The sequence below is a fragment of the Kitasatospora sp. NPDC001119 genome (assembly GCF_053598475.1).
This window is the reverse complement of record NZ_JBSFKI010000015.1, coordinates 197478-220396: the sequence shown is the minus strand read 5'-3', so window position 1 is coordinate 220396 and position 22919 is coordinate 197478. Positions and strand designations below refer to the sequence as shown.

The 22919-nt window shown below is 72.7% G+C and carries 27 protein-coding genes; all 27 read left to right on the top strand.

Going from position 1 to position 22919, the window contains the following annotated elements:
- Positions 1-143: 143 nt before the first annotated feature.
- The 27 genes from ACWDD9_RS20525 (at position 144) to folE (ending at position 22919) form a co-directional block, all read left to right on the top strand.
- Positions 144-974, top strand: a complete 831-nt coding sequence (locus ACWDD9_RS20525) for a hypothetical protein (RefSeq protein ID WP_449812233.1) — start codon at positions 144-146, stop codon at positions 972-974.
- A 153-nt stretch (positions 975-1127) separates the two neighbouring features.
- Positions 1128-1727, top strand: a complete 600-nt coding sequence (locus ACWDD9_RS20520; protein ID WP_449812232.1) for a hypothetical protein — start codon at positions 1128-1130, stop codon at positions 1725-1727.
- Entirely contained in the window at positions 1727-2068 is a 342-nt protein-coding gene (locus ACWDD9_RS20515; protein WP_375875634.1) for a hypothetical protein, read from the top strand. Before ACWDD9_RS20520 ends, ACWDD9_RS20515 begins: the two co-directional genes overlap by 1 nt.
- Complete coding sequence (locus tag ACWDD9_RS20510; protein WP_449812231.1) at positions 2068-2538, top strand: hypothetical protein; 471 nt, start codon at positions 2068-2070, stop codon at positions 2536-2538. The genes ACWDD9_RS20515 and ACWDD9_RS20510 overlap by 1 nt, the downstream gene beginning before the upstream one ends.
- A gap of 113 nt (positions 2539-2651) precedes the next feature.
- Positions 2652-2900 (top strand): DUF7210 family protein, encoded by a 249-nt coding sequence (locus tag ACWDD9_RS20505; RefSeq protein ID WP_449812230.1) that lies wholly within the window; start codon positions 2652-2654, stop codon positions 2898-2900.
- On the top strand, positions 2893-3321 hold the full coding sequence (locus ACWDD9_RS20500) for a hypothetical protein (RefSeq protein ID WP_449812229.1): 429 nt from the start codon (positions 2893-2895) through the stop codon (positions 3319-3321). Before ACWDD9_RS20505 ends, ACWDD9_RS20500 begins: the two co-directional genes overlap by 8 nt.
- 112 nt (positions 3322-3433) lie before the next feature.
- Positions 3434-4003 carry a phage tail tube protein gene (locus tag ACWDD9_RS20495; protein WP_449812228.1) on the top strand — a complete coding sequence of 190 codons (570 nt, stop codon included), beginning with the start codon at positions 3434-3436 and terminating at the stop codon, positions 4001-4003.
- Between the two features lie 352 nt (positions 4004-4355).
- Positions 4356-4571 carry a hypothetical protein gene (locus tag ACWDD9_RS20490; protein ID WP_449812227.1) on the top strand — a complete coding sequence of 72 codons (216 nt, stop codon included), beginning with the start codon at positions 4356-4358 and terminating at the stop codon, positions 4569-4571.
- 122 nt (positions 4572-4693) lie between these two features.
- The gene (locus ACWDD9_RS20485; protein WP_449812226.1) at positions 4694-5287 is read left to right on the top strand and encodes a hypothetical protein; all 594 of its coding nucleotides are present in this window, start codon (positions 4694-4696) and stop codon (positions 5285-5287) included.
- A 5-nt stretch (positions 5288-5292) separates the two neighbouring features.
- Positions 5293-5556, top strand: coding sequence for a hypothetical protein (locus ACWDD9_RS20480; protein WP_449812225.1), 264 nt, complete (start codon positions 5293-5295; stop codon positions 5554-5556).
- The gene (locus tag ACWDD9_RS20475) at positions 5549-9268 is read left to right on the top strand and encodes a hypothetical protein (protein WP_449812224.1); all 3720 of its coding nucleotides are present in this window, start codon (positions 5549-5551) and stop codon (positions 9266-9268) included. Before ACWDD9_RS20480 ends, ACWDD9_RS20475 begins: the two co-directional genes overlap by 8 nt.
- A complete protein-coding gene (locus ACWDD9_RS20470; protein ID WP_449812223.1) occupies positions 9268-10095 on the top strand; it encodes a hypothetical protein in 828 nt (275 codons plus the stop codon). Before ACWDD9_RS20475 ends, ACWDD9_RS20470 begins: the two co-directional genes overlap by 1 nt.
- Before the next feature lie 12 nt (positions 10096-10107).
- Positions 10108-12936: a hypothetical protein gene (locus ACWDD9_RS20465; protein WP_449812222.1), complete on the top strand. Its 2829-nt coding sequence runs from the start codon at positions 10108-10110 to the stop codon at positions 12934-12936.
- Between the two features lie 17 nt (positions 12937-12953).
- Complete coding sequence (locus ACWDD9_RS20460) at positions 12954-13643, top strand: hypothetical protein (RefSeq protein ID WP_449812221.1); 690 nt, start codon at positions 12954-12956, stop codon at positions 13641-13643.
- Entirely contained in the window at positions 13640-13816 is a 177-nt protein-coding gene (locus ACWDD9_RS20455; RefSeq protein ID WP_449812220.1) for a hypothetical protein, read from the top strand. Before ACWDD9_RS20460 ends, ACWDD9_RS20455 begins: the two co-directional genes overlap by 4 nt.
- Before the next feature lie 17 nt (positions 13817-13833).
- Positions 13834-14055: a hypothetical protein gene (locus tag ACWDD9_RS20450; RefSeq protein ID WP_375875647.1), complete on the top strand. Its 222-nt coding sequence runs from the start codon at positions 13834-13836 to the stop codon at positions 14053-14055.
- Positions 14056-14458: 403 nt separating this feature from the next.
- Positions 14459-14767: a hypothetical protein gene (locus tag ACWDD9_RS20445; RefSeq protein WP_388049296.1), complete on the top strand. Its 309-nt coding sequence runs from the start codon at positions 14459-14461 to the stop codon at positions 14765-14767.
- Positions 14768-15071: 304 nt separating this feature from the next.
- Positions 15072-16295, top strand: coding sequence for a recombinase RecT (locus ACWDD9_RS20440; RefSeq protein ID WP_375875649.1), 1224 nt, complete (start codon positions 15072-15074; stop codon positions 16293-16295).
- 80 nt (positions 16296-16375) lie between these two features.
- On the top strand, positions 16376-17650 hold the full coding sequence (locus ACWDD9_RS20435; RefSeq protein WP_375875650.1) for a hypothetical protein: 1275 nt from the start codon (positions 16376-16378) through the stop codon (positions 17648-17650).
- 145 nt (positions 17651-17795) lie between these two features.
- The gene (locus tag ACWDD9_RS20430) at positions 17796-18026 is read left to right on the top strand and encodes a hypothetical protein (protein WP_375875651.1); all 231 of its coding nucleotides are present in this window, start codon (positions 17796-17798) and stop codon (positions 18024-18026) included.
- 69 nt (positions 18027-18095) lie between these two features.
- Positions 18096-18941, top strand: coding sequence for a ParB N-terminal domain-containing protein (locus ACWDD9_RS20425; protein ID WP_375875652.1), 846 nt, complete (start codon positions 18096-18098; stop codon positions 18939-18941).
- Positions 18938-19837: a hypothetical protein gene (locus tag ACWDD9_RS20420; protein ID WP_375875653.1), complete on the top strand. Its 900-nt coding sequence runs from the start codon at positions 18938-18940 to the stop codon at positions 19835-19837. The genes ACWDD9_RS20425 and ACWDD9_RS20420 overlap by 4 nt, the downstream gene beginning before the upstream one ends.
- Positions 19834-20769 carry a hypothetical protein gene (locus tag ACWDD9_RS20415; protein WP_375875654.1) on the top strand — a complete coding sequence of 312 codons (936 nt, stop codon included), beginning with the start codon at positions 19834-19836 and terminating at the stop codon, positions 20767-20769. The genes ACWDD9_RS20420 and ACWDD9_RS20415 overlap by 4 nt, the downstream gene beginning before the upstream one ends.
- Entirely contained in the window at positions 20766-21125 is a 360-nt protein-coding gene (locus ACWDD9_RS20410; RefSeq protein WP_117490258.1) for a hypothetical protein, read from the top strand. Before ACWDD9_RS20415 ends, ACWDD9_RS20410 begins: the two co-directional genes overlap by 4 nt.
- A complete protein-coding gene (locus tag ACWDD9_RS20405; RefSeq protein ID WP_375875655.1) occupies positions 21122-21598 on the top strand; it encodes a 6-pyruvoyl trahydropterin synthase family protein in 477 nt (158 codons plus the stop codon). The genes ACWDD9_RS20410 and ACWDD9_RS20405 overlap by 4 nt, the downstream gene beginning before the upstream one ends.
- On the top strand, positions 21595-22329 hold the full coding sequence (locus tag ACWDD9_RS20400; protein WP_375875656.1) for a 7-carboxy-7-deazaguanine synthase QueE: 735 nt from the start codon (positions 21595-21597) through the stop codon (positions 22327-22329). The genes ACWDD9_RS20405 and ACWDD9_RS20400 overlap by 4 nt, the downstream gene beginning before the upstream one ends.
- The gene (gene folE / locus ACWDD9_RS20395) at positions 22326-22919 is read left to right on the top strand and encodes a GTP cyclohydrolase I (RefSeq protein ID WP_375875657.1); all 594 of its coding nucleotides are present in this window, start codon (positions 22326-22328) and stop codon (positions 22917-22919) included. The genes ACWDD9_RS20400 and folE overlap by 4 nt, the downstream gene beginning before the upstream one ends.

Genomic DNA, 22919 nt, shown 5'->3' with positions numbered 1-22919 from the left:
CCGGCAGGCCGCCGCAGCGACCAGCCGACCGGCCCCACGTACGGCACGACCTCTGCTGTCCCCGCCCAGGGACCACGGCCAACGCCGCTCCTGCGGGGGCGCCCAGGCCGCGCGACAACCGTCCGACCACGGAAAGATCCACGATGTTCACGATCCACAACGACGCCAACGCCACTGCCGACGACCAGCGCCGGTACGAACGGCTGATGGAAGCCGCCGTCCCGCTGGCGGCCGACCTCTCCCAGTTGCCGCTGCCCGAGCACATCACCGTGCGGATAGCGACCCCAGAGCAGTTCGTCGCCTGGCAGGTCGAGCACAACCAGCTGATGGTCGACAAGGGCATTGAATCCCTGGGGCTGGGCGGCGTGCAGCGCCGGCTGCTCAGGACGGCGGCGACGCTGGCGGTCAAGACCAAGGGCAAGGCCATGTACGCGAAGTTCGCCCCCACGGTCCAGGGCGCGATCATCTATCGTGCCGAGAATCCGGCCTTGGTGGTCATGCCCACCGCCCACGCCGAGTCCCGGGGCAGCGACCGCTTCCTGACCTGCGTCTTCGCTCACGAGATCACCCACCTCGCCCAGTTCGAGCTCAACCCGACCCTCCCTTACGCCGTGGTGCGCCTCGGCACCCAGGATCAGCTGGCCCGCTGGCCCCACGACGAATGCCGCTTCCCGTCCGCTGTCCTTGAGGGCCACGCCTCCTGGGTCCAGGCGGGGGCGTCCGAGCGGCTGTGCGGCATCGCCACACGCACACGCCTGGACGACGAGCCCGAGCCGACCGAGCTGTTCACCCGGCTCACCGCCGAGTCCCCCAGGGCGGATGCCTACGACCTGGGCGAGCAGTTCGTCGCCGCCGTCTACACCTACGGCGGGTACCCCGCGGTCGAGCGCCTCCTGAAGGATGAAGAGTGGATGCCGACCAACCGGGAGATCCAGGACCCGGCGATCTGGCTGGACCGTCACCAGGAGGTCTGAGCGCTCATCCGCCGAGATGGTGAACGAAGGCCGGCAGCCGCCTGCGAGGTAGCTGCCGTGATCCCGGCTGCGCGCCACGCAGCACGGGACGACACAAGGAAGGACGCCACCTACCGTCCCTCCTCGCCACCCAGCAGCGCGAGGAGGACGACGGTGGAGTTGATCGTGACAGCCGAGGACGTCGCCCGCCGCCTCGGCTACCCCACCCCCCTCGGCGACCTCGTGCGGCAGCGCATCGAGGTCGCCGTCGAGGACGCCCAGGACACCCTGATCGCGCACCTCGGCCGGCCACTGCTGCCCGCGCAGTACACCGAGAGCGGCGTCCACGCCGGGGCGGACGGCTGGGTGCTCCGCCACGGCCCCGTCATCGCGGTGATCTCCGCCGCCCTGGACACGGGCACGACGTCGGGTCCCTTCGGCACGCCGACGTACACCGTCACCTACACCGCCGGCATCGACGCCCGCACCGACCCGCAGACCGCTCCGCTGCGCCTGTGGGTCCGTGCGACGGCGTGCCACCACCCGCTGCTGGCGGACGCGCCCGCGCGCCAGCGCCGCGTCGCCTCCGCCTCCGTGGAGGGCCAGTCGGTCACGTACGACACCGCGGCCGAGCCGCCGGTGGTGCTCGCGCCGCCGGACCTCACCACGACCGACCGGTGGCGGCTGCGCGGCCGCCGGGTCCACCAGGCCCCGACCAGGCCGAACCCGCCCGGGCTCACGATCCCCGGACACTTCGGCTCAGGGGGGCTCTGATGGCGGTCCTGCTGGCCGACCGGCAGCTCGGCGTCCGCACACGCGGCGTGCCCGTCCTGGACGCGCACGGCGCCGAGGTGACCGGGCCGCTCGGCCCGCTGCGGGGACCGTGGCCAGGCCGTGCCGTGCCGCAGGCCGACGGCACGTGGCACCTGGCCCTGGACGGGCAGGCTGGCCTCCTGCTGGCCGGCGACGTCGTGGTGGAGCCGTCCACCGGCACGCAGTGGACGGTGCTGGCGGCCGACGAGTTGGCGAACACCGACGACCCGGCGCTGGCCTACGTGCGGATCAAGGGGCGCGCCCGCGTCTCGGACGGCACCCGGCCGGAAGGACACCCGTGATGGCCCACCTCGAGCTGCCCTCCGACCTTGCCCGCCGCCTGGCCCCGCTGATGCTTCAGCACACCCAGCGCCTGGCCGAGGAAGTCGAGGAAGAAGCCCGGCGCCGAGCCCCGGCCGCCAAAGCCTGGCACACCCAGGGAGACGGACAAGCCCGGCCCAGCCACCAGGCCGCCGACGGGCAGACCGTACCGGCACCGCTGCCGTTCTCCGTCGGGAACGCCACGCTCTCCGGGCCCCGCGACCCCGAAGGCCCCGTCGAGGAGACCGCGGGGTGCCGGTGCACGGTCACCGAGGACCCGGAAGCCGTCGCCGCGACGATCTCGGCGGCCAAGGCCGCCATCGACGGCGAGCGTGTCCGCGCGACGGTCACGTGCGACTTCCCGCGGGCCGCCGAAGCCGAGTTCGCGCACGGCGACGGCACGCACTTCATGAGCGGCGCCGCCTCCCAGGTCGCCGCCCGGTACCGCTGACCCGCCCGCCGGCGCCCGACCGGGGCGAGGCCCGGCCCGGGCGGGGCGGACGGTAGAGGCCGGGCCCTGCTTTCCTTCGCCCGGTCACCCCAATACCGCCCGAAGGAGCCGAGATGGCCCAGCCCGACCACGTCCGGATCGTCCTCGCCCACCACCTCACGCGGGACGGCGAGCAGCTGATGCCCGGCGACGAGATCGAGGTGCCGCATCACGAGGCCAGGCAGCTGATCAGCGCCGGGTACGTCGCCAACGTGGACCCCACCGACACGGACGCGGTCGCCAAGGCCCTCGCCCCGGTCGAGCGCAAGCCGGCCACGGCCAAGCCGACGGCGAACAAGGCGGCAGGGCAGGCGAGTGGGTGACCTGGCCGCCCTCGACCCCGAGGAGCTGGTTGTCGCCTGGCTGTCGGGGCACGCCGAGCTGACAACGGCGCTCGGCGGCCCCGGCCGGGTCGGGGCCCGCAACACCCCGCCCTACCCCCGCATCCGCATCACCCAGGTGCCCGGAGGCTCCGCCCCGGGCTGGCGCTGGACCGCCACCTTCCACCTCCAGGTCGAAGCACTCGGCGACCTGGACCGCTCGACGCCCCGCCCCCTGCTGCGCCGGGCGTTCGCCACCGCGATCAAGGCCCTGCACGAGCTGGCGGACCAGACGGCCGTGCCGGGCCGGCCGGTGGTGACCGCCGTGCGGGCGCTGTCGACGGGCGGGTGGCTGCCGGAGCCGACCGGCCAGGCACGGTACGTCGCCGTGGTCGCCGTCACCGCGCACCCGCCGACCGCCTGAGGCGGCATTGCGCGAGTTGTGCGACAGCCCCACGCGCGGTGACGGCGCGACGCTACCGCTCGGCGGGGCCTACGGTCCGGCTCGTCCCTGGCGCCCACGTTGAGGAGGATCGGTGCCCGCGGAGAGCCTGTTCGTAGCCCAGATGGCCCGTCTGTACCTGGCGGCGCCGGGTACGGTCGCACCCACGGACCCGGTGGCGGCGATGCCCGCCGGATGGAAGGAAGCCGGGCTGTTCAAGCCGGGCAGCCTGGAGTGGAACACCGACCCGAAGTTCGAGGACCTCAAGAGCCACCAGCTGAGGTACGCGGCCCGCACCATCCAGACCGAGGACGCCGCGACCGTCAAGGTCGAGCTTCAGGAGTGGAACGCCGGCAACATCATCGCGACGTACGGCGGCGGCGAGGTCACGAGCCTCACCCAGAACGGCAAGACCTTCTACCGGTACAGCCCGCCGAAGGTAGGCGGGCGCAAGCCGTTCGCGGCAGTGGTCGAGCTGATCGACGGCGCGAAGCACTACCGGCGGATCGTGCCGCTGTGCGACCAGGTCGCGTCAGTGGCCCAGAAGTACCCGAACGACGCCGAGTCCACCCTGCCCCTCGAGCTGAAGGTGATCGGCGGGGAGGGAGCGGACCCGTGGTACGACCTGACCGACGACCCGGGATTCGCCCCGGCGGCGCCGTGAACTACCTCTGCCGGTAGCTGTTTTGGCCTGTGCCCATTCGCAGCCCGTGCGCCTACTGTGGATCACGTCGGGCAGCCCTCCCCCCTGGGGCCACCCGACCCCGCGATGCCCCGGCCTCTCCCCGGCCGGGGCATCGCCGTGTTCATGATCCGGTCTCAGGGCAGCCGCGAGCGCGTGTGTGTTACCGGTGCAATGTCCCAAGTGGCCTGGTAGTGTTGCGACTTGACGGGATGCTGGGCCCCGTGAGCCTTTCCGGCTGGTACCAACTTTCTGGTTGCCTTACGTTTTCGGTCCCAATGGGTCAAATCCCAAGGAGGACAAACATAGGTAACTCTAAGAAAGGAAGTATCAAATGGATTTGCTTAATTGCCTGGCGTCGATTCTTCGGGTGCTCTCGGCAGAATCCTTGGCTGTGATATTGCTGGGTGCTCTGGGGCTTCTACTCATCCCAGGCCTTCTGTACTTGCTGTTCGCGTTCCCCTTCCTGGGGGACAAGGCCCGCAGGGACGTGAAGGACGTGCTCGACAAGATCATCGGGTTTGCCAAGGTGGTGCGCGGGCAACCGTAGGATCTCCGGCCCCGGCCTTCGTGCCGGGGCCGCCTTCGTGTCCCGGATGTTGGGCGCGACGCTAAGCAGCTCCCGCTTCTACGGTCTGCGGCATTCCGTTGCCGACAGACCGAGGAGCCGACATGGTCGGGATCGACCTCGACGCCGCCCGCGAGCGCCGTCTGGCCGCAGCTGCCGAGAAGGCGTGCGCCGCCAAGGCCGAGTACACCGTCGGCGAGGAGCCGCTGATCTTCGGCGGCGCCACCGTGGCGATGCTGCCGGCCGAGCTGCCACTGGAGGTGTGGCAGCCGCTGATCGGCATCCCGTACCTGCCGCTGCTGCTGCGCTCGCTGGTGGAGGCCGCTCAGGCCCAGGGGGAGCAGCAGACGCAGGCGGCCGGCCTGATCGTGGACGTGCTCGGCTCGGAGCCGAGCCTGCCGTCCGATCTGCTGGCCGCCGCTGCCGAGATGGGCCGCCGCCTGCTGGGCAATGACGGCTACAAGCAGCTGATGGCCCAGCGTCCCAGCCACGCCGACCTCCTGGAGCTGGTGCGCTACGCCTGGACCAAGTACTTCTCGGGTGGTGGGGGCCTGGGGGAACTCATCGGGCCGTCCGCGACTGCTTCGAGCGGTGGGACGACCTCGAAGCCGACTTCCAGCGGTACTACCAGCTCGACGCCCGCGGTGTCTGGCGACGGCCCGGTGACCCTGGATTCCTCGGCACCCGACGCCTCCTAACCCTGATGCGGGGGCTGCCTGCCGAGGCCCTGCTGCGCCGGGACGAGGCGGAGGTCGGCGCGGACCGTTGGGGCCTGACACAGGAGCTGCTGGCGCAGGTTGTCGAGCTGCTGTCGGTGTTGGCGGCGGAGCACCGCCTGCGCCGACCGGTCGAACTGCCGCGCCCGGCCCACCTGAGCACCGGCCGCGCGCGCGAGCGGGACGGCAAGGGCATGGCCCGGGCGGTCGCCGAGCTGCGGCGCAGCGGGAAGGCGGCCGACCGTGGCTGAGGAGATCGACTCCGGCCGCCTCGTTGTCGAGGTCGTCGCCGACTCGACGGGATTCGCCACGGACGCGAGGACCCGCGTCGACGCGGCGGTGCGCAACCTGCGGGCCAAGATCCGGCTCGACCCGGACGCCTCCGGGCTGCGCCAGCGCGTCGAAGCCGCCGCGCAGGCCACCCGTGCCCGCATCAAGGTCGCCGTCGACCCGGACATGTCCGGCTTGGCGGAGAAGGTCCGGGCGGCGACCGCCCGCGCCGCGTACGTGCGCGTCGGTGTCGGCCTGGACACCGGCAACCTGCGCCAGCGCGTCCGGGCCGCCGCCGAGGCCGCCGCCGCCACGGTCAAGGTCGACCTGGACGTCGAGACGGCCGGGCTGCGCGCCCGCGTCAAGGAGGCGCTGGCCGGCCTGTCGGTGCGCGTTCGGGTCGACGTCGACACCGCCGCCGCGACCACCCGCCTCGCGGCGTTCCGCACGCTCGCGTCCCGGCCGGTCGACGTCCCGCTCAACGCCCGCGGCTCCGCCGGCGGCGACGGCGGGGGCGGGGGGCTGCTCCAAGCGGCACAGGGCTTCGGCTCCACCGTCGCCGGGCTGGCCCGCCTGCCCGCGATGGCCTCCGGGGCGCTCGCCCTCGGCCAGGCCCTCACCCAGGTCGCCGCCGGACTGTTCGCGATGGGCGCGGCCGCCGCGCCCGCGGTCGGCCTGCTCGGCGCCCTTCCCGGTGCGGCGGGCGCCGCCGTCCAAGGCGCGGGCACCCTGCTGGCCGCGTTCTCCGGCATCGGCGCCGCCGTCAAAGCCCTCGGCCAGGCGGACAAGCAGTCCGCCGGGGCGTCGTCCGCCTCCGCGCAGGCCCGGCAGGCCGCCGCCGACCGGGTGGCGGACGCGCAGCGCCGTCTCGGCGCCGCCCAGCGCGACAGCGACGAGCAGGCTCTTCGCGGCGCCGAGCAGGTCGCGCAGTCCCGGCGCCGGCTGGCCGACGTCCAGGAACAGGCGGCGGCGCAGGTCGCGGCCGCCGACCGGCAGCTGGCGGCGGCGGAGCTCACGGTCACCCGCGCGCACCAGGCCGCCGCGCAGGCGCAACAGGCACTCAACGATGCCCGGCAGCAGGCAGCGCGGACCCTGGAGGACCTGAACCGGGACGCCGCGCGCGGGCCGCTGGAGGAGCAGAAGGCGCTGCTGTCGCTGGAGCAGGCCCGTTCCCGGCTCAACCAGGTCAACGTCTCCCCGTTCTCGTCGGAGACGGACCGGCGCGAAGCCCAGATCTCCTACCAGGAGGCGGTCAACCAGCTCGAGGACGTCCGCACTCGCAACCGGCGGCTCGCCGAGGACGTCAAAAAGGCCAACGCACAGGGCGTCGAGGGCAGCGACCAGGTCACCTCCGCGAAGGAGCAGCTCGCCCGCGCCCAGGAGGCCGAGCAGGACGCGGTCCGGGGCGTCCAGGACGCGGAGCAGCAGGCCGCCCGTGCCCGCGTCCAGGCGGTGCGCGAGGTCCAGGACGCGCACAACGACCTCGACAAGGCTGTTCGCGAAGCGCAGCGCCAGCAGCAACGTTCCGCCGAGCAGGTAGCGGACGCGCAACGGGACGTGGCCCGCGCGGTGCGGGACCAGTCCCAGGCGCTGAACTCCGCCGCCGGGGCCGCCAGTGCCGCCGAGCAGGCGGTCACCGCGCTCTCCCCGGCCGGGCAGCGCTTCGCACGGTTCCTCTCCGGCACGGTGCAGCCCGCGCTGCGCGGGCTGCGGGACACCGCGCAGGAGGCGCTGCTGCCTCCGCTGGAGAAGGCGATCAACCGCGGCCTGACCCTGCTGCCGATCTTCAACCGGGCGATCGGCGACACCGGGCAGGTGCTCGGGCAGGCCGCCCTGCGCGGCGCGGAGATGGCCGCGTCCGGGCCGTGGCGCGCGGATCTGGCGCAGGTCGCCTCGACCAACACCAGGGTGATCGGGTCGCTCGCCAACGCCGGGCTGAGCGCGGCCGACGGGCTGCGCAACCTCACGGTCGCCGCCGCGCCGCTGCTGGAGCGCCTGGCCGGCGCCGCCGAGCGCGGGATGGCCTTGGCAGCCGCGTTCATCCAGGCCCGCCGCGACGGCGGCCAGCTCAGCGCGTTCTTTCAGCGCGCCGGGGACACCGGCGCGCAGCTGTGGGGCATCCTGCGGGACATCGGTGCCGGTGTCCTCAACATCGGGCGCGCCGCCGCCCCCGCCGGACAGCAGCTCCTCAACTCGCTCTCGGCCGCCGCGAGTTCCTTCCGCACGCTCACGGGCGAAGGGGAGACGCAGGCCAAGCTCGCCGGGTACTTCGCCAACACCGTCCCCGTCCTCCAGGAAGTCGGGCGGCTGGTCGCAGCCCTCGGCGTCGCCTGGTTCAACTTCACCAACAACCCTGCACTCGCGCCGCTGATCGCCCGGCTGCGCACCGAAGTCCTGCCCACGGTCATGCAGGTGGCTGGCGCGCTCGGCAACGGCCAGCTGTGGGACCAGCTCCTCGGACTGCTCTCCTCGATCGTCGGCATCGCCGCCCAGCTCGGCGGCCTCGGCAACACCCTGTCCGGGTTCCTGTTCGTCATCCAGGCCGTCGCCACGGCCGTGCAGGTGCTGCTGTCGATCCCCGGCATGGGCGCCTTCGTCTCGGCGCTGCTGACGATGGCCGGCGTCGCGGGCGGGATCATGTTCGTCGCCAACGCGATCGGCGCCGTGCGCGGCGCCCTGACCCTGCTGTCCGCCAACCCGATCATGCTGATCGTCGCCGCGGCCGCCGCCCTGGTGCTCGGGTTCGTCACGGCCTACCAGAAGGTCGACTGGTTCCGAAACGCGGTCAACGGGGCGATCAGCGGGCTCGCCGACGGCGTGCGCTCCGCGCTCGACGGCATGGTGTCCTTCGCGGCCTGGTCCTGGGGCAAGCTGTCGGGGATCTTCGCCCCGCCGATCCGCTTCCTGGTCAACACCGTGTACGACGGCGGGATCCGCAAGGCCTGGAACTGGATTGCCGACGCCTTCGGCCTCGGCAAACTGCCCAGCTTCACCGTCGGGTTCGCCCGAGGCGGCGTCGTGCCCGGCTACGCGCCCGGCCGCGACACCGTGCCCGCCATGCTCTCCCCCGGCGAAGGCGTGCTCGTGCCGCAGGCCGTGCGCCAGCTCGGCGGAGAAGGCGGCATCACCGCCCTCAACGACGCCGCCCGCGCCGGGCGGCTCGCCGAGGCCGGGGCGCCCGTGCAGGGCTTCTTCCTCGGCGGCCTCGTCGACGGCGCGATCGACAAGATGCGCGGCTGGGCCGCCGGCGCCCTGGCCAAGGCCCTCAGCCCGGTGAGGGGCTGGTTCAACTGGATGCCCGACACCGCGTGGGGCGGCATGCTGCGCGGCATGGTCAACCGGGCCGTGGACGGCGTGCTGGCGTTCGTACGCGGCTACGCCACCGGGGGAGTGGTGCCCGGCTACGCGCCCGGCCGGGACAGCGCCCTGGCCCGCCTCAGCCCCGGCGAAGGCGTCCTCACGCCGCAGGCCGTGCGCGGCCTCGGAGGCGGCGGCGCCGTCAGCGCCATCAACGCCGCCCGCGGGCAGCTCGCCGACGGCGGCGGCCAGGGCGAGCGCATCGGCACTGTCATCTCGCCCGGCGCGATCGTGCAGTACATCACCAACCCGCTGCCCGAGACCCCCGGCGAGACCGTCAACACCCGGTTGCGGGCCCTCGCCAGCTTCGGCCTGTTCGACAAGGAGAGCGCCTGATGGCCCGCGAACGCTGGCTGGTGGACGGCTACGACCTCACCGACGGCCTGGTGCGCGACGTCGAGTACCGGGCCGGGCTGACCGGCACCCCGGCCGTCATCGGCGCGAACGCCACCGTGCCCAACAAGACCGGGGAGCTGTGGAGGCCCAAGCACCACGGCCCCGGCAAGTTCACCCTCGCCCTGTGGCTGGCCCCCACCACCGGCGGCTGGCAAGACGTCGAAGCGGCGTGGGAAGACCTGCTGCGCGTCGTCGCCCGCCCGCACCGGCTGCTCACCTTCGAGCGGCACACCGCCGCCGGCCAGATCCGCCGCTGCGAGGGCGAGGTCCTGTCCGCGCTCACCCCGGCGCCGTTGGGCCAGAGCGGCATGCGCATCAGCCTGGAGGTCAACGTGCCCGCCGGGTACTGGGCGTCCGCCGACACCAGCACCCATGCGACCGGGCCCGGCGCGCCCGTGCCCCAGGACCTGGTGCTGACCGAGTTCGCCGACGCCACCGCGCCGATGGAGCAGCTCGCCTACCTGCTCACCGGCCCGATCACCGCCCCGACCGTCACCGACACCACCGACGCGACCGGCGGCGACTCGTTCACCTACACCGGGCAGATCGGCGCCGGACAGAGCCTCACCGTGGACGCCGCCACCTGGCAGCTGACCGGCACCGGCGGCCTCGTCCCCGACCCAGGGCGTCTGACCAACACCGGGCCCGCCTTCCTGCGCCTGGCCCCCGGCAGGCCCGGCAAGCCGCCGAGCGTGCGCCTGAACGGCACCAACACCGGCCCCACCACCCGGCTCGCCGTCACCGGCCACCGCGCCTACCTCACCTGACCGGAGAACACCGTGGCCGTGCACCTGCGTATCTCCAGCCCGAGCGGAAACCTGCTCGGGCTGCTGCCCTACCCCGCCGACCTCAAGACACAGGCTGAACACAACGGCGCCGGCTCGCTGACCTTCACCTACCCGCGCAACGCCCCGGGCGCCGGCCTGCTGTCCGGAGACGACCCGCGGCTCTCCCTCGTCATCGACGGCGTCGAGCAGCCCGAGCGGTACCTGCTGGAGGACGACGGCGACGACCCGGCCGACGACGCGGGCGAGGCCCGGCCGGTCCAGGTCGGTTGCCGGGGCGCCCTCGCCCTGCTGGAGCGCGCCGTGATCTACCCGGTCGGCCACACCCCCGGACAGGCCGTGCAAGGGCTCGACGCGCACTTCCCGTTCGTCAACGCCACCCCCGGAGCGATCCTCGCCACCCTGCTGCAGCGCGCCCAGGCCCGCGGTGCCCTGCCCGAAGTCACCTGGGACTTCACATCCGCCGCCGACAGCGCCGGACGTCCCTGGCCCACCACGTACACGGTTCAGTACGACGCCGGCGGCGACCTGCTCAAGACCGTCGCGGCGATCACCGGCGCGGGGTGGGCGGACGTGCGGATGGAGAGCTACCGGCTGCGCGCCTACGTGCCCGACACCGTGTGCGCCACCGACCACCCCGGCATCGTGCTGTACCTGGGCCGGGACGTCCTCAAGGGCCCCCGGCAGCGCTCCCGCCGCTCGGTGCGTTCCCACCTGCTGGCGGCCGGCGACTCCGGCAACCTCGCCGAGGTCGTCAACCCGACGGCGGCTGCCCGCTACGGACGCCGCGAGGCCTTCGACGGCCGGGGCGGCATCACCGACGGCGCCACCCTCGCCGAGCTCGCCCGGGTCACCCTCGGCGGCATGGGCGCCGCCTCCGAAGGCTTCACGATCGAGCTGGACCCGGCCGCCACCCGGCACCGGCCCGGCATCGACTACCGGCCCGGGGACTACATCCGCTACGACCAGCGGCGCACCGACCCGACCAGCCTGGAGCCGCTGAGGGTACGCACCATCGCCACCACGTACGACGACGCCGGCCAGCCCACCAGCAGCCTGGAGCTCAACGACCTGTTCGTGGAGCAGCGCATCCGGGTCCAGCGACAGCTGGACGCCCTCACCAACGGCTCCGCGACCGCCTCCCGTACCCCGCTGCCGCCGCTCGGCGACCGCAACGACACCGTCGCCCCCACGGCCCCGGACGCGGTGCTGCTCGGCTCCTGGGCCTACCTGGACCGCAACGGGCAGCAGCACGCCGCGCTCGCGGTGTCCTGGCCCGCGGTGACGCAGAACGCCGACGGCACCGTGTACGACGACGCCGGCAACTACTACGTCTCCTACCTGCTGCCCGGCCTGCGGATCGCGGGCCAGGACCCGCAGTGGTCCCCCGAGCAGGCCGTCAACGGAACCATCGCGCACTACGACCAGCTGCCCGCCGGGCAGCGCGTCCAGGCCCGGGTGCGCACCGTGGACGCCTCCGGGAACTCCTCCACCTGGCGGCTGTCGGAGGAGACCATCCTCGCCAGCGACACCACCCCGCCCCCGGTGCCGTCGAAGCCCGTGGTGACCTCGCTGATCGGCGCGGTGCGGGCCGTGTGGGACGGACGCGGCGCGCAGGGCGAGGAAATGCCAGCGGACTTCGCCGAGTTGGAGGTGCACGCCTCCACGGCGGCCGGGTTCGCCCCCAGCGCGGCGACGATCGTCGACCGGCTCGCCGGAGCGGCGGCCGCCCCGATCACCGGCCTGTCCTACGGCACCACCTACTACGTCAAGTTCGTCGCCCGGGACCGGGCGGGAAACGCCTCGCAGCCATCCGCCGAGGCCTCCGCCGTCCCGACCGTCGTCATCAGGTCCGACCTCGCCGACCAGATCATCGGGACGGCCCAGCTCGCGGACGCCACGATCATCGGCGCGAAGATCGCGCTGGCGACCATCCAGGACGCCAACATCGGCACCGTGTCCGCCAGCAAGCTCACGGTCGGCAAGCTCAACGCGGACATCACGGTCTCCGCGCGCATCAAGACCTCCGACACCGGCGCGAGGGTCGAGCTGAACTCCGGCGGCATCGAGGCGTGGAACGCCAACGGGGTGAAGACCATCGCCGTCTCCGCGACCACCGGCGACGTGCGGATCGTCGGCGGCCTGTCCAGCGGAACCACCGGACAGCGCATCGAGATCAACCCCGGCGGGGGACTCCCGGAGATCCGCTTCTTCCCCACCAACGGCAACAACTACGCCTTCATCAACGCGGTCGGAGGGGGCAACGGCGCGGCGTACATCGGGCTGAACAGCGGCACCTTCCCGCACAACGGGCAGTCGACGGCCTACCGGCTCTACCTGACCGAGTACGTCTCCGCCCTGGAGACCATCCGCACCGATACCCAGAAGCCCTGGGGCGGCACCGTCCGGATGAACGCCAGTGAGGGCGCCGCCCTCACCTACATGGTCGAGGACAAGGTCCACGGCTACGTGATCGCATCGCAGGGAGGCGCCCAGTTCGGCCGGCGCAACGACGACGGCAGCGACAGCGAACTGTGGCTCGACAACTCGGCGTTGCAGTACAAGGGCACCTTCCCGAACTACTGGTACACCGAGCCGGACCGCGGGCTGTTCACCGGCACCGCCGGGATGACCAACTGGACGGCCATGTCGCTCTCCTACGGGCCGACGATGAAGTCCCCGATGGTGCCGATCGTCACCCTGCGGGACTGGCAGGCGGTCCGGGCCTGGCAGGTCACCGCGTCCAGCCTCACCGGCTTCACCACCACCCTCGCCTCCGCCAGCGCCGACGGCTCCGTCGGCTTCTGGTGCTACCGCATCTGACAGGAACGGGGATCACCATGCCCGAGCAGTACCGGGTGCTCGACACCACCCGGATCAACGTCGGATCCACGCCGTGCTGGGCCGTGCGCCAGCAACGGCCCGACGGAGAGCACCACATCACCATCTTCCCGACCTCCTCACTGGAGTGGCGGGCCGCCGAGTACGACATCGACCACACCACTCCGGCCGGCATCGACATGATCCTCGACATGCTGCTCCACGAGCCGTTCGTCCCGGACCCGCTGGAGAACGGCCACACCGACCCGGCCGCCGCGAAGGGACTCGCCGTCGTCGCCGTCCAGGCGGTGAACGGCCTCGCCGCTGGGGACACCGAGCCTGTCACCCTGCACAACGCGCCCGACCGGGCCACCGCCCGCCAGGCCCACCTCGACCGGATCGCCCACGCCAAGCGGACCCGTGTCGCCGTCACGGCCGGCCCCGCCGCAGGCGCGCTCCGAGCGGCGGCAGCACGGCCCGCGCAGGACCCCCTCGACGTGATCCGCCGCAACCACGGCATCACCCCCGAGGGCGTGACGGCCAAGGCTGAACTCGTGGAGCAGGCCCGGCAACAACTCGCCCAACCCCAGCCGTCCCCCGACGGCACTACCGCCCGCTCCGACCCGAAGGCCTTCACCACACCGGTGTGGGACGCCGCCCTGCCCCGACGCGACGAAGCCCACCAGGGCAACGGAGACGAGACGGCATGACCAACCACCCGACCCCGGAACAGCTCGACCACCTGCTCGGCACCGCCGACCGCCGCCGGCTCACCCCCGCCGAAGCGACCCTGCTGAGGACCGGCGTCCAGCATCTGCGGAAGTCGGCCGCCTGCGCATGCACCCGGCCGACCACCGGCGACACCCCCAGCCCGGCCAAGTGAACGGAGCCCCCACCACCATGGCGCACACCGCAGAACCCATCACCGTGGACGCCGAGCCGTACATCGCCCGGCTGCGCACCCAGATGGCCGAGGCCTGGGGCCAGGCACAGGCAGCACTCGCTCTCGCCCGCGAGGAGAACGCCGTACGCGCCGCGCGGGAAGCCGACCAGGCCCGCCGGATCGCCGAACTCGAAGCCACCGTCGCCGAACTGCGATCCGCCGCCTCGACGCGACCGTAGGCACCGCCGCGCCCTACCGTCCCCCGCTGTGGAACCGGACCCGGACGACCAGCAGCCTCCCGCTGGCCGACGACACCGACGGAGGGCCAGATGGAGCGAGATCACCGGATGGAAGACGGTCCGGGACCTGGTCCTGTTCCTGATCGGAGCGGTCGTGATCGTGAGGGAGGCGTGGACGCCGCCGGTCGACCCGAGCGTGATCATCACGGGCCTGACCCTTGCGGGGCTGCCGGCCGTGCTGTCAAGGGACGAGCGGCCGCCACGGGAGTAGCCCCGCGCACCGGCCCTCTGCTGGCCCGCTACCGGTTCACCGCCGGCTACCTGGCCGCGGCCGGCGCCGCGATCGCCGCGACCTGGCCGCTGTGAACCACCCGCCCCGCCCCACAGACCACCGGAGACGACCGTGAACATCCTCACCGACACCGAGGCGTGGGGCCTGCTGCTCGGCGCCCTCACTCCCTGGGCGACCTCGCTCATCCAGCAGCCCGACTGGAGCAAGGGGGTACGGACCCTCATCGGCACCGTGGCGTCCGCGACCGTCGGCATCGTCACCGTCCTCGCCCGCGGGGACATTGCCCATGTGCAGACCGCCCTGACCACCGTCGCCCTCGCCGTCGTGGCGTCCAAGACGTTCTACGACGGCCTGTGGCAGTACGCCGGTGCCGGAGCGCTGGAACGCGCGACAGCCCCGGACCGCCGGTCCGGATGGTGACCGGCCCTGTGTCGGCGGCCGGCGCTACCCTAGAGTGATGATGTGGCCGCCGGGCCGACCGACCGCGTGCTCTGGCAACAAGCCCTTCGGGGCTGTCTCCTATCAAGGGGAGCACGCGGACCCGGGCGGATTCGCAACCCGCGGGCCCGGCGGCCACACTTCCTAATCTCCCTTCTCCGCAGCCGATTTGGCCACGTGGTGGGTGTTCCCACGTGCACGCCGGTAGCGGGAGGGTGGAGGCAGGCAGCCACACCGGGGCCTGCGAACCCCGGTGCCGCCACGGAGACAAGGAAGGCACCCTGAGGTGACAGCACCCACAGAGCAGACCCAGCCCGTGTCCGAGCAGGTCACTCCGCTGACGGACAACCGCGCGGAGATGACCATCGAGACGGCCGACCAGGTCCTCGAGATCACCGGCGAACAGCGGTTCTGGACGAAGGCCCAGCGCGCGGCGATAGCCACCATCGGCCTCAAGGACGCCCCGATGGCTGAGCAGGTCACGTTCTTCCACATCTGCAAGAGCACCGGTCTGGACCCCTTCCGCCGCGAGATCTACTACATCCCGCGCAAGCGCAAGGTGTTCGGCCAGGACGAGATCTACTACACCGCGCAGACCGGGATCGACGGCTTCCGGCACATCGGGCAACGGAGCGGACGCTTCATCCGCCGCATCGGCCCGTTCTGGACCGGTCCCGAGACCGACCCCGCATGGTGGATCCAGGGCGAAGACGGGATCAACCGCCGCCGATGGGTGGAGGTGTGGCTCGCTCCCGGACTGCCCGCCGCCGCGATGTGCCGCATCGAGCACTACAGCATCGCAGGTGACCCGACAGTCAGTCAGGCCGTGGCTCTGTTCAGTGAGTTCGCGGTGACCAAGGACGAGTGGGTGCGCGGCGAACGGACCGGGCAGAAGGTGCTCTCGGGGCTGTGGCCGACCATGGGCGTCCACATGATCGGCAAGGTGGCCGAGGCCCAGGCGTGGCGGGTGGCCTTCCCCCGCGAGTTCGTCAACATCTACGAGCACGCCGAGATGGAACAGGCCGACGCCGCCCAGACCAACCAGGTTCGAGAGGACTCGACACAGCGTCGCAAGGCGGCCCGCGCCCAGGCGCAGCCGGGCACGGTGATCCCCGGCACCGTCGTCACCGCCTCCACCCGCACCGCCCCCGAGGAGAGCACGGAGCAGGGCACACCGGTGACTGGCGCGGAGGCAGGCGAGCCGACCGCCGGACCGGAAGACGAGCCGCCCACCGCAGATGAGCTGCGCCGTGAGCTGCACGCCTACGCCTCCGTGATGGGCAGCACCGTCGACAAGATCACCCACCGGTGGCGGGAGGCTACGGGGACCAGCCTCGACGAGGCAACTGGCGGGCAGCTTGCCGTCCTGCTCGCCGAGCTGCGCCCCTACGTTCTTGCCGCGCTGGGGTCCCACCCCGAGGCGGCCGAGCACGTCGAGGCCGGCGGCCTGCTGATCCGGCTCGACCCCGACACCACCGTGTGGGGCAGAGAGGACGCCCGTCAGGGCTAGCCCGCTTCTCCCCGGCCACCCCACCCGCAGGGCCGCGCCCCGACCGCGCGGTCCTGCGGGCCTGCCCACACGGACACCTCATGAAGCTCCCCATCGAGCGAGCCCGTACGCTCGCCGACGCCCGCCTCATCGGGCCCAGCCCCCTTCCGTGCCGGTGCGGCGCGCCCCGGCACGCGCACCGGGGACAGAAGCGCTCCGGCGGCCACCCCGCCACCAGCTGCGCCCGCTACCGCCGCGACCCCGCCGACATGCTCCTCGAACGCGCCCAGGCGGCGGCCCACAGCCGGCTCGGCGACGACCTCGCGGCATCCGAGCGCACCGGCCGCCGCCGACGCTCCCGCCGCCCCAAGAAGCCCGGCCAGTGGTCGATCGGCGCGTCCGACACCAGCTCCTGCCGCCGCGCGATCTGGTACCGGGAGAACCCGCCGCCCGGCTACACCCCGGCCCCCGTGGACCGGCGCGCGGCCCGGGCCGGAACCCTGATCCACGACTCGGTGTCCCGCCGCCGGCGCGCCCTCTACCCCTGGCGGCTGTACGAGCAGTCCGTCACCCTGCCGGGCCTGGACCGGCCGAGCCGCTACGACGAGTACGACCCGGTCACCGGCGTCCTCTACGACTACAAGACCGCCGGGGACTGGAAGTGGGCGCTGGTCGGCGACGACGGCCCGCCCGAGACCGAGTGGGACCAGACACAGCTGTACGCCCTTGCTCTGCACCTCGCTGGCGAGCGGGTGACCGAGGTGAGGATCGTCTACTTCGAGCGCAAGAGCGGCGCGGACGAGGAGTTCACCCGGCCCTTCGACGAGCAGGCCGCCCGTCGCGCACTCGGCCGGTTGACCGCGATCGCCACGGCCCTCGACCTGGGCACCGCACTGCCCCGGGACAGGTCCGGGCCGAGCACCGACGTGATCTGCAAGCGGTTCTGCCCGGCCCGCACCGACTGCTGGAGCATGGCAGAGGCCCAGGCCGCTGGCCGTTCCCCGGAGTCGTACACCCTCGTCACCGACAGGTCCGACGTCGAATGGGCGCTCGGCGAGTACGACCGGCACCGCGCCGCGAAGTCCGCCGCCGAGAAGGCGCAGAACGTCGCCAAGGCGCTGCTCGACGGGGTGCAGCCCGACACCTACGGCGACTACGAGTACGTGCGCACCGCCGGACGGCTCAAGGACCCCGAACCGGACTATCAAGGACGCGTCCGGCAGCTCGAAGCGTTCTGGGACAACCCGCCCAACGAGCGCCCCGCACTGCACGAACTCGACTACCCCACCAAGCGGACCCGTACGAGCGGCAGCACCCAGGTCCGCCGGGTGCGCGCGGCCAAGCGCGGCGACCCGCCGGCACGTGGACGCCGGTAAGGCCGCCAAACCCTGCGCGCATCAGTCCCCCTGGCCAGGCGCTCCCTGCCTGCGCCTGGCCAGGTCCACACCGGACGCTGAGGCGGCCCGCTGTCCGTCGCCTGATCTAACGTCCGGCCATCACAGGCCAGTTGAGAGGAACACCGTGACCAGCCCGCACGATCCCGCCCCAGGCGTCCCGCGCTCGCCCTGGTTCTCCCGGCAGTCGCCCGCCCTTCAGCCCGCCGCGTACCTCGTGCCGGTGCGGCCCTCCGGAGACCTCGGCGCACCGATCTACGAGCAGATGGTCGCCGAGTTCGGTGATCCGTTCAGCCCGTTCGGCCCGATCCGAGCCCGGTACCTGCACCGGCCCCTCGGCCGTCCGGTCGGAGGCTGAACCCCGACCCCAGCGCCGGAAGTTGCTCGACGCGACCTAACCCCGGGCGGCCGCCTAGGTTCCCCGCTCATGGCAGCCCCCCGCTACATCGACTACGTGCCGCTGGACGAGATCCGGCCCGCCGCCCGCAACCCGAAAGGGCACGACGACGACGGGCTGGATCGCTCCGTCGAGCAGTTCGACTTCACCGAGCCCGGCCTGCTGGACGAACGCACTGACCGGCTGGTGGCCGGACACGGCCGCTACGAGACCCTCGCGCGCCGCCGCGACGCGGGGAAGCCGGCCCCGGACGGGGTGGTCGTCACCGCCGACGGCACGTGGACCGTCCCCGTGGTGCGCGGCTGGGCATCCCGCGACGACGCCCACGCCGAGGCCTACCTGATCGCCTCCAACCAGCTGACCACCGTGGGCGGCTGGGACGGCGAGGGCCTTGCGGCGATGCTCTCCGACCTGGAGCAGGTCGACCCGGCGCTCTTCGCCGCCACCGGTTTCGATCACGCCCAGATCGACGCCATGCTCGAAGACGTCGCCGCGGGCGGCCAAGCCGACGACACGAGCGATGCGGACGACGACGGCGCTGCCGAGCCCGAGCAGATCAACCGCGGCGACCTCCTGGCCCTGGCCGGCGTCACCGTCGGCGAGCCCGAGCACCAGGTCGAGACCGGCCAGGTGTGGGAACTCGGCGACCACCGCCTCGTCGTCGCCGAGGTCTTCGACGGCTGGCCGCAGTGGGCCCCCCTGCTCATCGAGGGCAGCCTCTTCCTGCCCTACCCCACCCCGCTCGCCCCGCTCGCGGACCGGGCCGTCGGCCGACGCCTGGTGATGGTGCAGCCCGAGCGCTACCTGGCCGGTCACCTCCTCGACAAGTGGGAGCGGATCAGCGGCCAGACCCCCACGCTCCGGGACGAGTCGTGACGACCGCCCTGCCGACCGCCGGTGGCACCTTCGACCGGTCGGAGCGGCCCATCTACTTCACCGCAGGCGGCGGCGAGTTCAACGCCGGCCCGCACGTGCTGACGGCCGTCAACGAGGTGATGGGCGACGCCGAGGAACGGCGGCTACGCGACCTGCTGGACGCCGGATGCAAGGTGCTGCTCGACTCCGGGGTCTTCTGGCTCACCAACCGGCACAGCCGCGCCCACGGCGTCTCGATGGACGAGGCCCTGTCGCTCCCCCCGGAGCAGATCGACGGGTTCGCGGAACTGCGCGAGCGGTACGTCTACCTGGCCCGCACCTACGGCGACTGGCTGTGGGGCTACATCGAGCTGGACCAAGGCGGCCTGCTGCACAAACGGGCGCAGCGCCGAGCCCTGTACGACCTCGGCCTGTCGCCGATCCCCGTCTACCACCCGCTCGTGGACGGCTGGGACTACTTCGACGAGCTGGCCGAGCAGTACGACCGGATCTGCGTCGGCAACATCGTGCAAGCCCCTGCCCCGGTGCGGCTGCGCCTGCTCCACACCATCTGGGAACGCCGCCAGAAACACCCGCACCTGTGGATCCACGCGCTCGGCCTGACCGCCAACGAGTGGTGCCTGCCGCTGGCCCCGGACTCCTGCGACTCCTCGTCCTGGCTGGCCCCGCTGCGCTGGAACCACCAGAGGATCGAGACCGCGATGCTGCGCCGCGTCGGCAACCTGCCCGCCGGCTTCCGCTACGCCCCCGGCGACAGCGCCTCCTACCAGGCCGCCGCCCGGCTGTGCGCGGACGCCGCAACGGCGCTGGGCACCTGCTGGAGGCACGCCGCCCACCGCGTCCAGGAGCTGACTGGCGCCCCCGACGGCACCGCGCTGGAAGGGGCACAGCAGTGAGCCCGAGCCTCCAGCCCGCTGCGGTGAAGCGCACCGGCGGCGGCACGTTCGACCCGGCCGACCGGCACCTGTACTTCGCCGCCGGAGACTCCGAGTACTACCCGCACCACGTGCTGCTCGCCACCAACGACCTGCTCACCGCCGGCCACGAGCGGCGCCTGGTCAAGCTGCTGGACGCCGGACACCGCGTCCTGCTCGACTCCGGGATCTTCTGGCTCACCAACCAGTACAAGCGGGCCCACGGCGTCTCCATGGACGAGGCCCTGCGCCTGGCCCCGGAGGAGATCGACGGGTTCGATGACCTGTACTCCCGGTACGTCGAGCTGGTGCAGCGCCACGGCGAGCGGCTGTGGGGCTACATCGAGCTGGACCAGGGCGGCCGGGACAACAAGATCCGCACCCGCACCCGCCTCGAGGACGAAGGCCTCGCGCCGATCCCCGTCTACCACCCGCTCGTGGACGGCTGGGACTACTTCGATGAGCTGGCCGAGCAGTACGACCGGATCTGCTTCGGCAATGTGGTCCAGGCACCGGCGCCGGTGCGGCTGCGCCTGCTGCACACCCTCTGGGAACGGCACCGCCAGTACCCCGACCTGTGGGTGCACGTCCTCGGCCTGACGGTCAATGAATGGTGCCTGGCCGTCCCGCCGGACTCCTGCGACTCCTCGACCTGGATCGGCCCGCTGCGCTGGCCCAAGGTCCGCATCGACTCCGCGCTGCTGCGGCGCGTCGGCGAACTGGGCCGCGGATTCACGTACGACCTCGACCAGCCGGCCCACCCCACCCGCGGCCGTACCGCCTGCTGCCTGATGTGCGCGCAGACCGTCTCGGCGACCACCGCCGTGTGGCGGCTCGCCCGCACCACCCGCGACGAGCTGCTGGGGCAGCCGTCCTACCCGCTCCTCACCGAACCGGAGGCACGATCTTCGTGAAGCCACCTGCCACCGTCTGGGCCAAAGTCGAGCTGCCCGGATTCCACTACTGGCCTGCCGCGCCCGACCACCGCTCCTACCTGCGGGCCCGGCACCGGCACCTGTTCCACATCACGGTCGGCGTCGCCGTCGCCCACGACGACCGCGACACCGAGTTCCACGACCTCGGCGACCTGATCCGCGGCTGGTGGGGCCCGGGCGCCCGGGAGTGCGGGCCGGCCTCGTGCGAGACCCTGGCTCGCACCCTCGCCGACCACGTCAGGAGCGCCGGCCTGAGGGCGACGATGGTCGCCGTCTCCGAGGACGGCGAAGCCGGCGCGGTCGTGCACCTGGGGGACTCGGGGGAGCAGCTGTGAGCCACGCCGTCACCGTCCGCCACAACTTCGAGACGGCACACCGGCTGCCGCACCTCGCAGGGAAGTGCGAGAACCTGCACGGGCACTCCTGGGTGGTCGAGGTCACTGTGACCGCCCCGGTGCTCGCGGCCGGCACCGTTGTGGAGTTCGGCGCGTTCAAGCGGGCCCTGCGTACGTGGATCGACAGCTTCCTCGACCACGGCGCCATGCTCGGGGCCAGCGACCCGCTCGCCCCCGTCCTCGCCGGGCAGGGCAGCAAGCTGTTCCGCTTCGGTGCTGAGGATCCGACCGAGCAGGAGCAGCACGCCGCCGGCCTCGGCTGGCCGAGCGTGGAGGCCGTCGCCGAGCTGCTCGGCCGCGTCGCCACGGAGGCCCTGCACACCCTGCCCCGAGCCGCAGGGGCGTACGTCTCCCACGTCGGCGTGTCCGAGACCGCCGTCAACGCCGCCTCCTGGACGGCGGTGGCTCCGTGAGCGCCCTCGTCCTGCCGGACGCCGGCCTGCCCGTCGCCGAGACCTTCGGGCCCACCATCCAGGGAGAAGGGCCGACCGCCGGCCAGCGGGCCCTGTTCCTGCGCTTGGGCGGTTGCAACCTGGCCTGCGACTGGTGCGACACCCCGTACACCTGGGACGGCAAGCGGTACGACCTGCGCAAGGAGATCGGCCGCGTCCCGGTGGTCGAGCTCGCCGAGTGGGCAGCCGGGCACCCGCACGCGATCATCGTCATCACGGGTGGCGAGCCGCTGCTCCACCAGCGCACCGACGCCTGGCGCTCGCTGATGGCCGTGCTGCGCTACACCACCCGCCGCGTCGAGATCGAGACCAACGGCACCCTCGCGCCGCAGCCCGTCAGCCTCGGCGTACCGCGGCTGACCTTCAACGTCAGCGCCAAGTTGTCGAACTCCGGCATGCCGGAAGAACGGCGGATCAAGCCGGACGCCTTGGAGGTCTTCGCGGACCTCGCCCACCGCGGCCGCGCCCGCTTCAAGTTCGTCGCCGCCGGCCCGGACGACCTGGAGGAGATCGCCGCTCTGGTTGAGCGCTTCTGCCTTCCCCCGCACGCGACCTGGGTGATGCCCGAAGGGACCACCGCCGAGCGCACCATCGAGGTCGCCCGGGCCCTGGCCGACGACGTGATCGCCCGCAACTGGAACCTGACGATGCGGCAGCACGTGCTGCTGTGGCCTGGAGAACGCAACCGATGACCACCCCTGCCAACACCGCCGACCTGGCGCGCGCGGCCGAGCACGCCGCCGGCCTGCTCGCCGCCCTCGGCATCCCGTGCGACACCGAGTCCACCGCGGCCACCCCGCGCCGCATGGCGAAGGCCCTTGCCGAGCTGACCGCCGGCGTGCGCCTGGATCCGGCCCGGCACCTCGCCGTCACCTTCCCCCCGGAAGGAGAGCGGGCAGGGCTGATCGCCGCCGTCGACGTGCCGTTTACCGCCCTCTGCGAGCACCACGTGCTGCCGTTCACAGGCCGGGCCGCCGTCGCCTACCTGCCGACCCCGGGAGCCCGCATCGTCGGCCTGTCCAAGCTCGCCCGGCTCGTCCAGGAGTTCGCGGCCCGGCCACAGGTCCAGGAGCGACTGGGCCAGCAGGTCGTCGACGCCCTCGGTGCGCACCTTGATATCCAGGGCGCTGGCTGCCTGATCCGTTCCCAGCACGCCTGTATGACCGCGCGCGGCGCCCGCGCGCACGGCGCCGCGATGGTCACCACCCACCTGACCGGGGCGCTCCACGCCGACCTGGCCCGTCGCGCCGAAGTGCTCGCCCTCATGCCGCCACCAGCCTGA

Excerpts from the sequence above, each read along its gene's own strand:
- ACWDD9_RS20480 (WP_449812225.1), top strand. The coding sequence starts at position 5,293 with ATGCGGGGGCTGCCTGCCGAGGCCCTGCTGCGCCGGGACGAGGCGGAG.
- folE (WP_375875657.1), top strand. The coding sequence starts at position 22,326 with ATGACCACCCCTGCCAACACCGCCGACCTGGCGCGCGCGGCCGAGCAC.
- ACWDD9_RS20525 (WP_449812233.1), top strand. The coding sequence starts at position 144 with ATGTTCACGATCCACAACGACGCCAACGCCACTGCCGACGACCAGCGC.
- ACWDD9_RS20510 (WP_449812231.1), top strand. The coding sequence starts at position 2,068 with ATGGCCCACCTCGAGCTGCCCTCCGACCTTGCCCGCCGCCTGGCCCCG.
- ACWDD9_RS20470 (WP_449812223.1), top strand. The coding sequence starts at position 9,268 with ATGGCCCGCGAACGCTGGCTGGTGGACGGCTACGACCTCACCGACGGC.
- ACWDD9_RS20460 (WP_449812221.1), top strand. The coding sequence starts at position 12,954 with ATGCCCGAGCAGTACCGGGTGCTCGACACCACCCGGATCAACGTCGGA.
- ACWDD9_RS20425 (WP_375875652.1), top strand. The coding sequence starts at position 18,096 with ATGGCAGCCCCCCGCTACATCGACTACGTGCCGCTGGACGAGATCCGG.
- ACWDD9_RS20435 (WP_375875650.1), top strand. The coding sequence starts at position 16,376 with ATGAAGCTCCCCATCGAGCGAGCCCGTACGCTCGCCGACGCCCGCCTC.
- ACWDD9_RS20485 (WP_449812226.1), top strand. The coding sequence starts at position 4,694 with ATGGTCGGGATCGACCTCGACGCCGCCCGCGAGCGCCGTCTGGCCGCA.
- ACWDD9_RS20455 (WP_449812220.1), top strand. The coding sequence starts at position 13,640 with ATGACCAACCACCCGACCCCGGAACAGCTCGACCACCTGCTCGGCACC.
- ACWDD9_RS20515 (WP_375875634.1), top strand. The coding sequence starts at position 1,727 with ATGGCGGTCCTGCTGGCCGACCGGCAGCTCGGCGTCCGCACACGCGGC.
- ACWDD9_RS20505 (WP_449812230.1), top strand. The coding sequence starts at position 2,652 with ATGGCCCAGCCCGACCACGTCCGGATCGTCCTCGCCCACCACCTCACG.
- ACWDD9_RS20450 (WP_375875647.1), top strand. The coding sequence starts at position 13,834 with ATGGCGCACACCGCAGAACCCATCACCGTGGACGCCGAGCCGTACATC.
- ACWDD9_RS20490 (WP_449812227.1), top strand. The coding sequence starts at position 4,356 with ATGGATTTGCTTAATTGCCTGGCGTCGATTCTTCGGGTGCTCTCGGCA.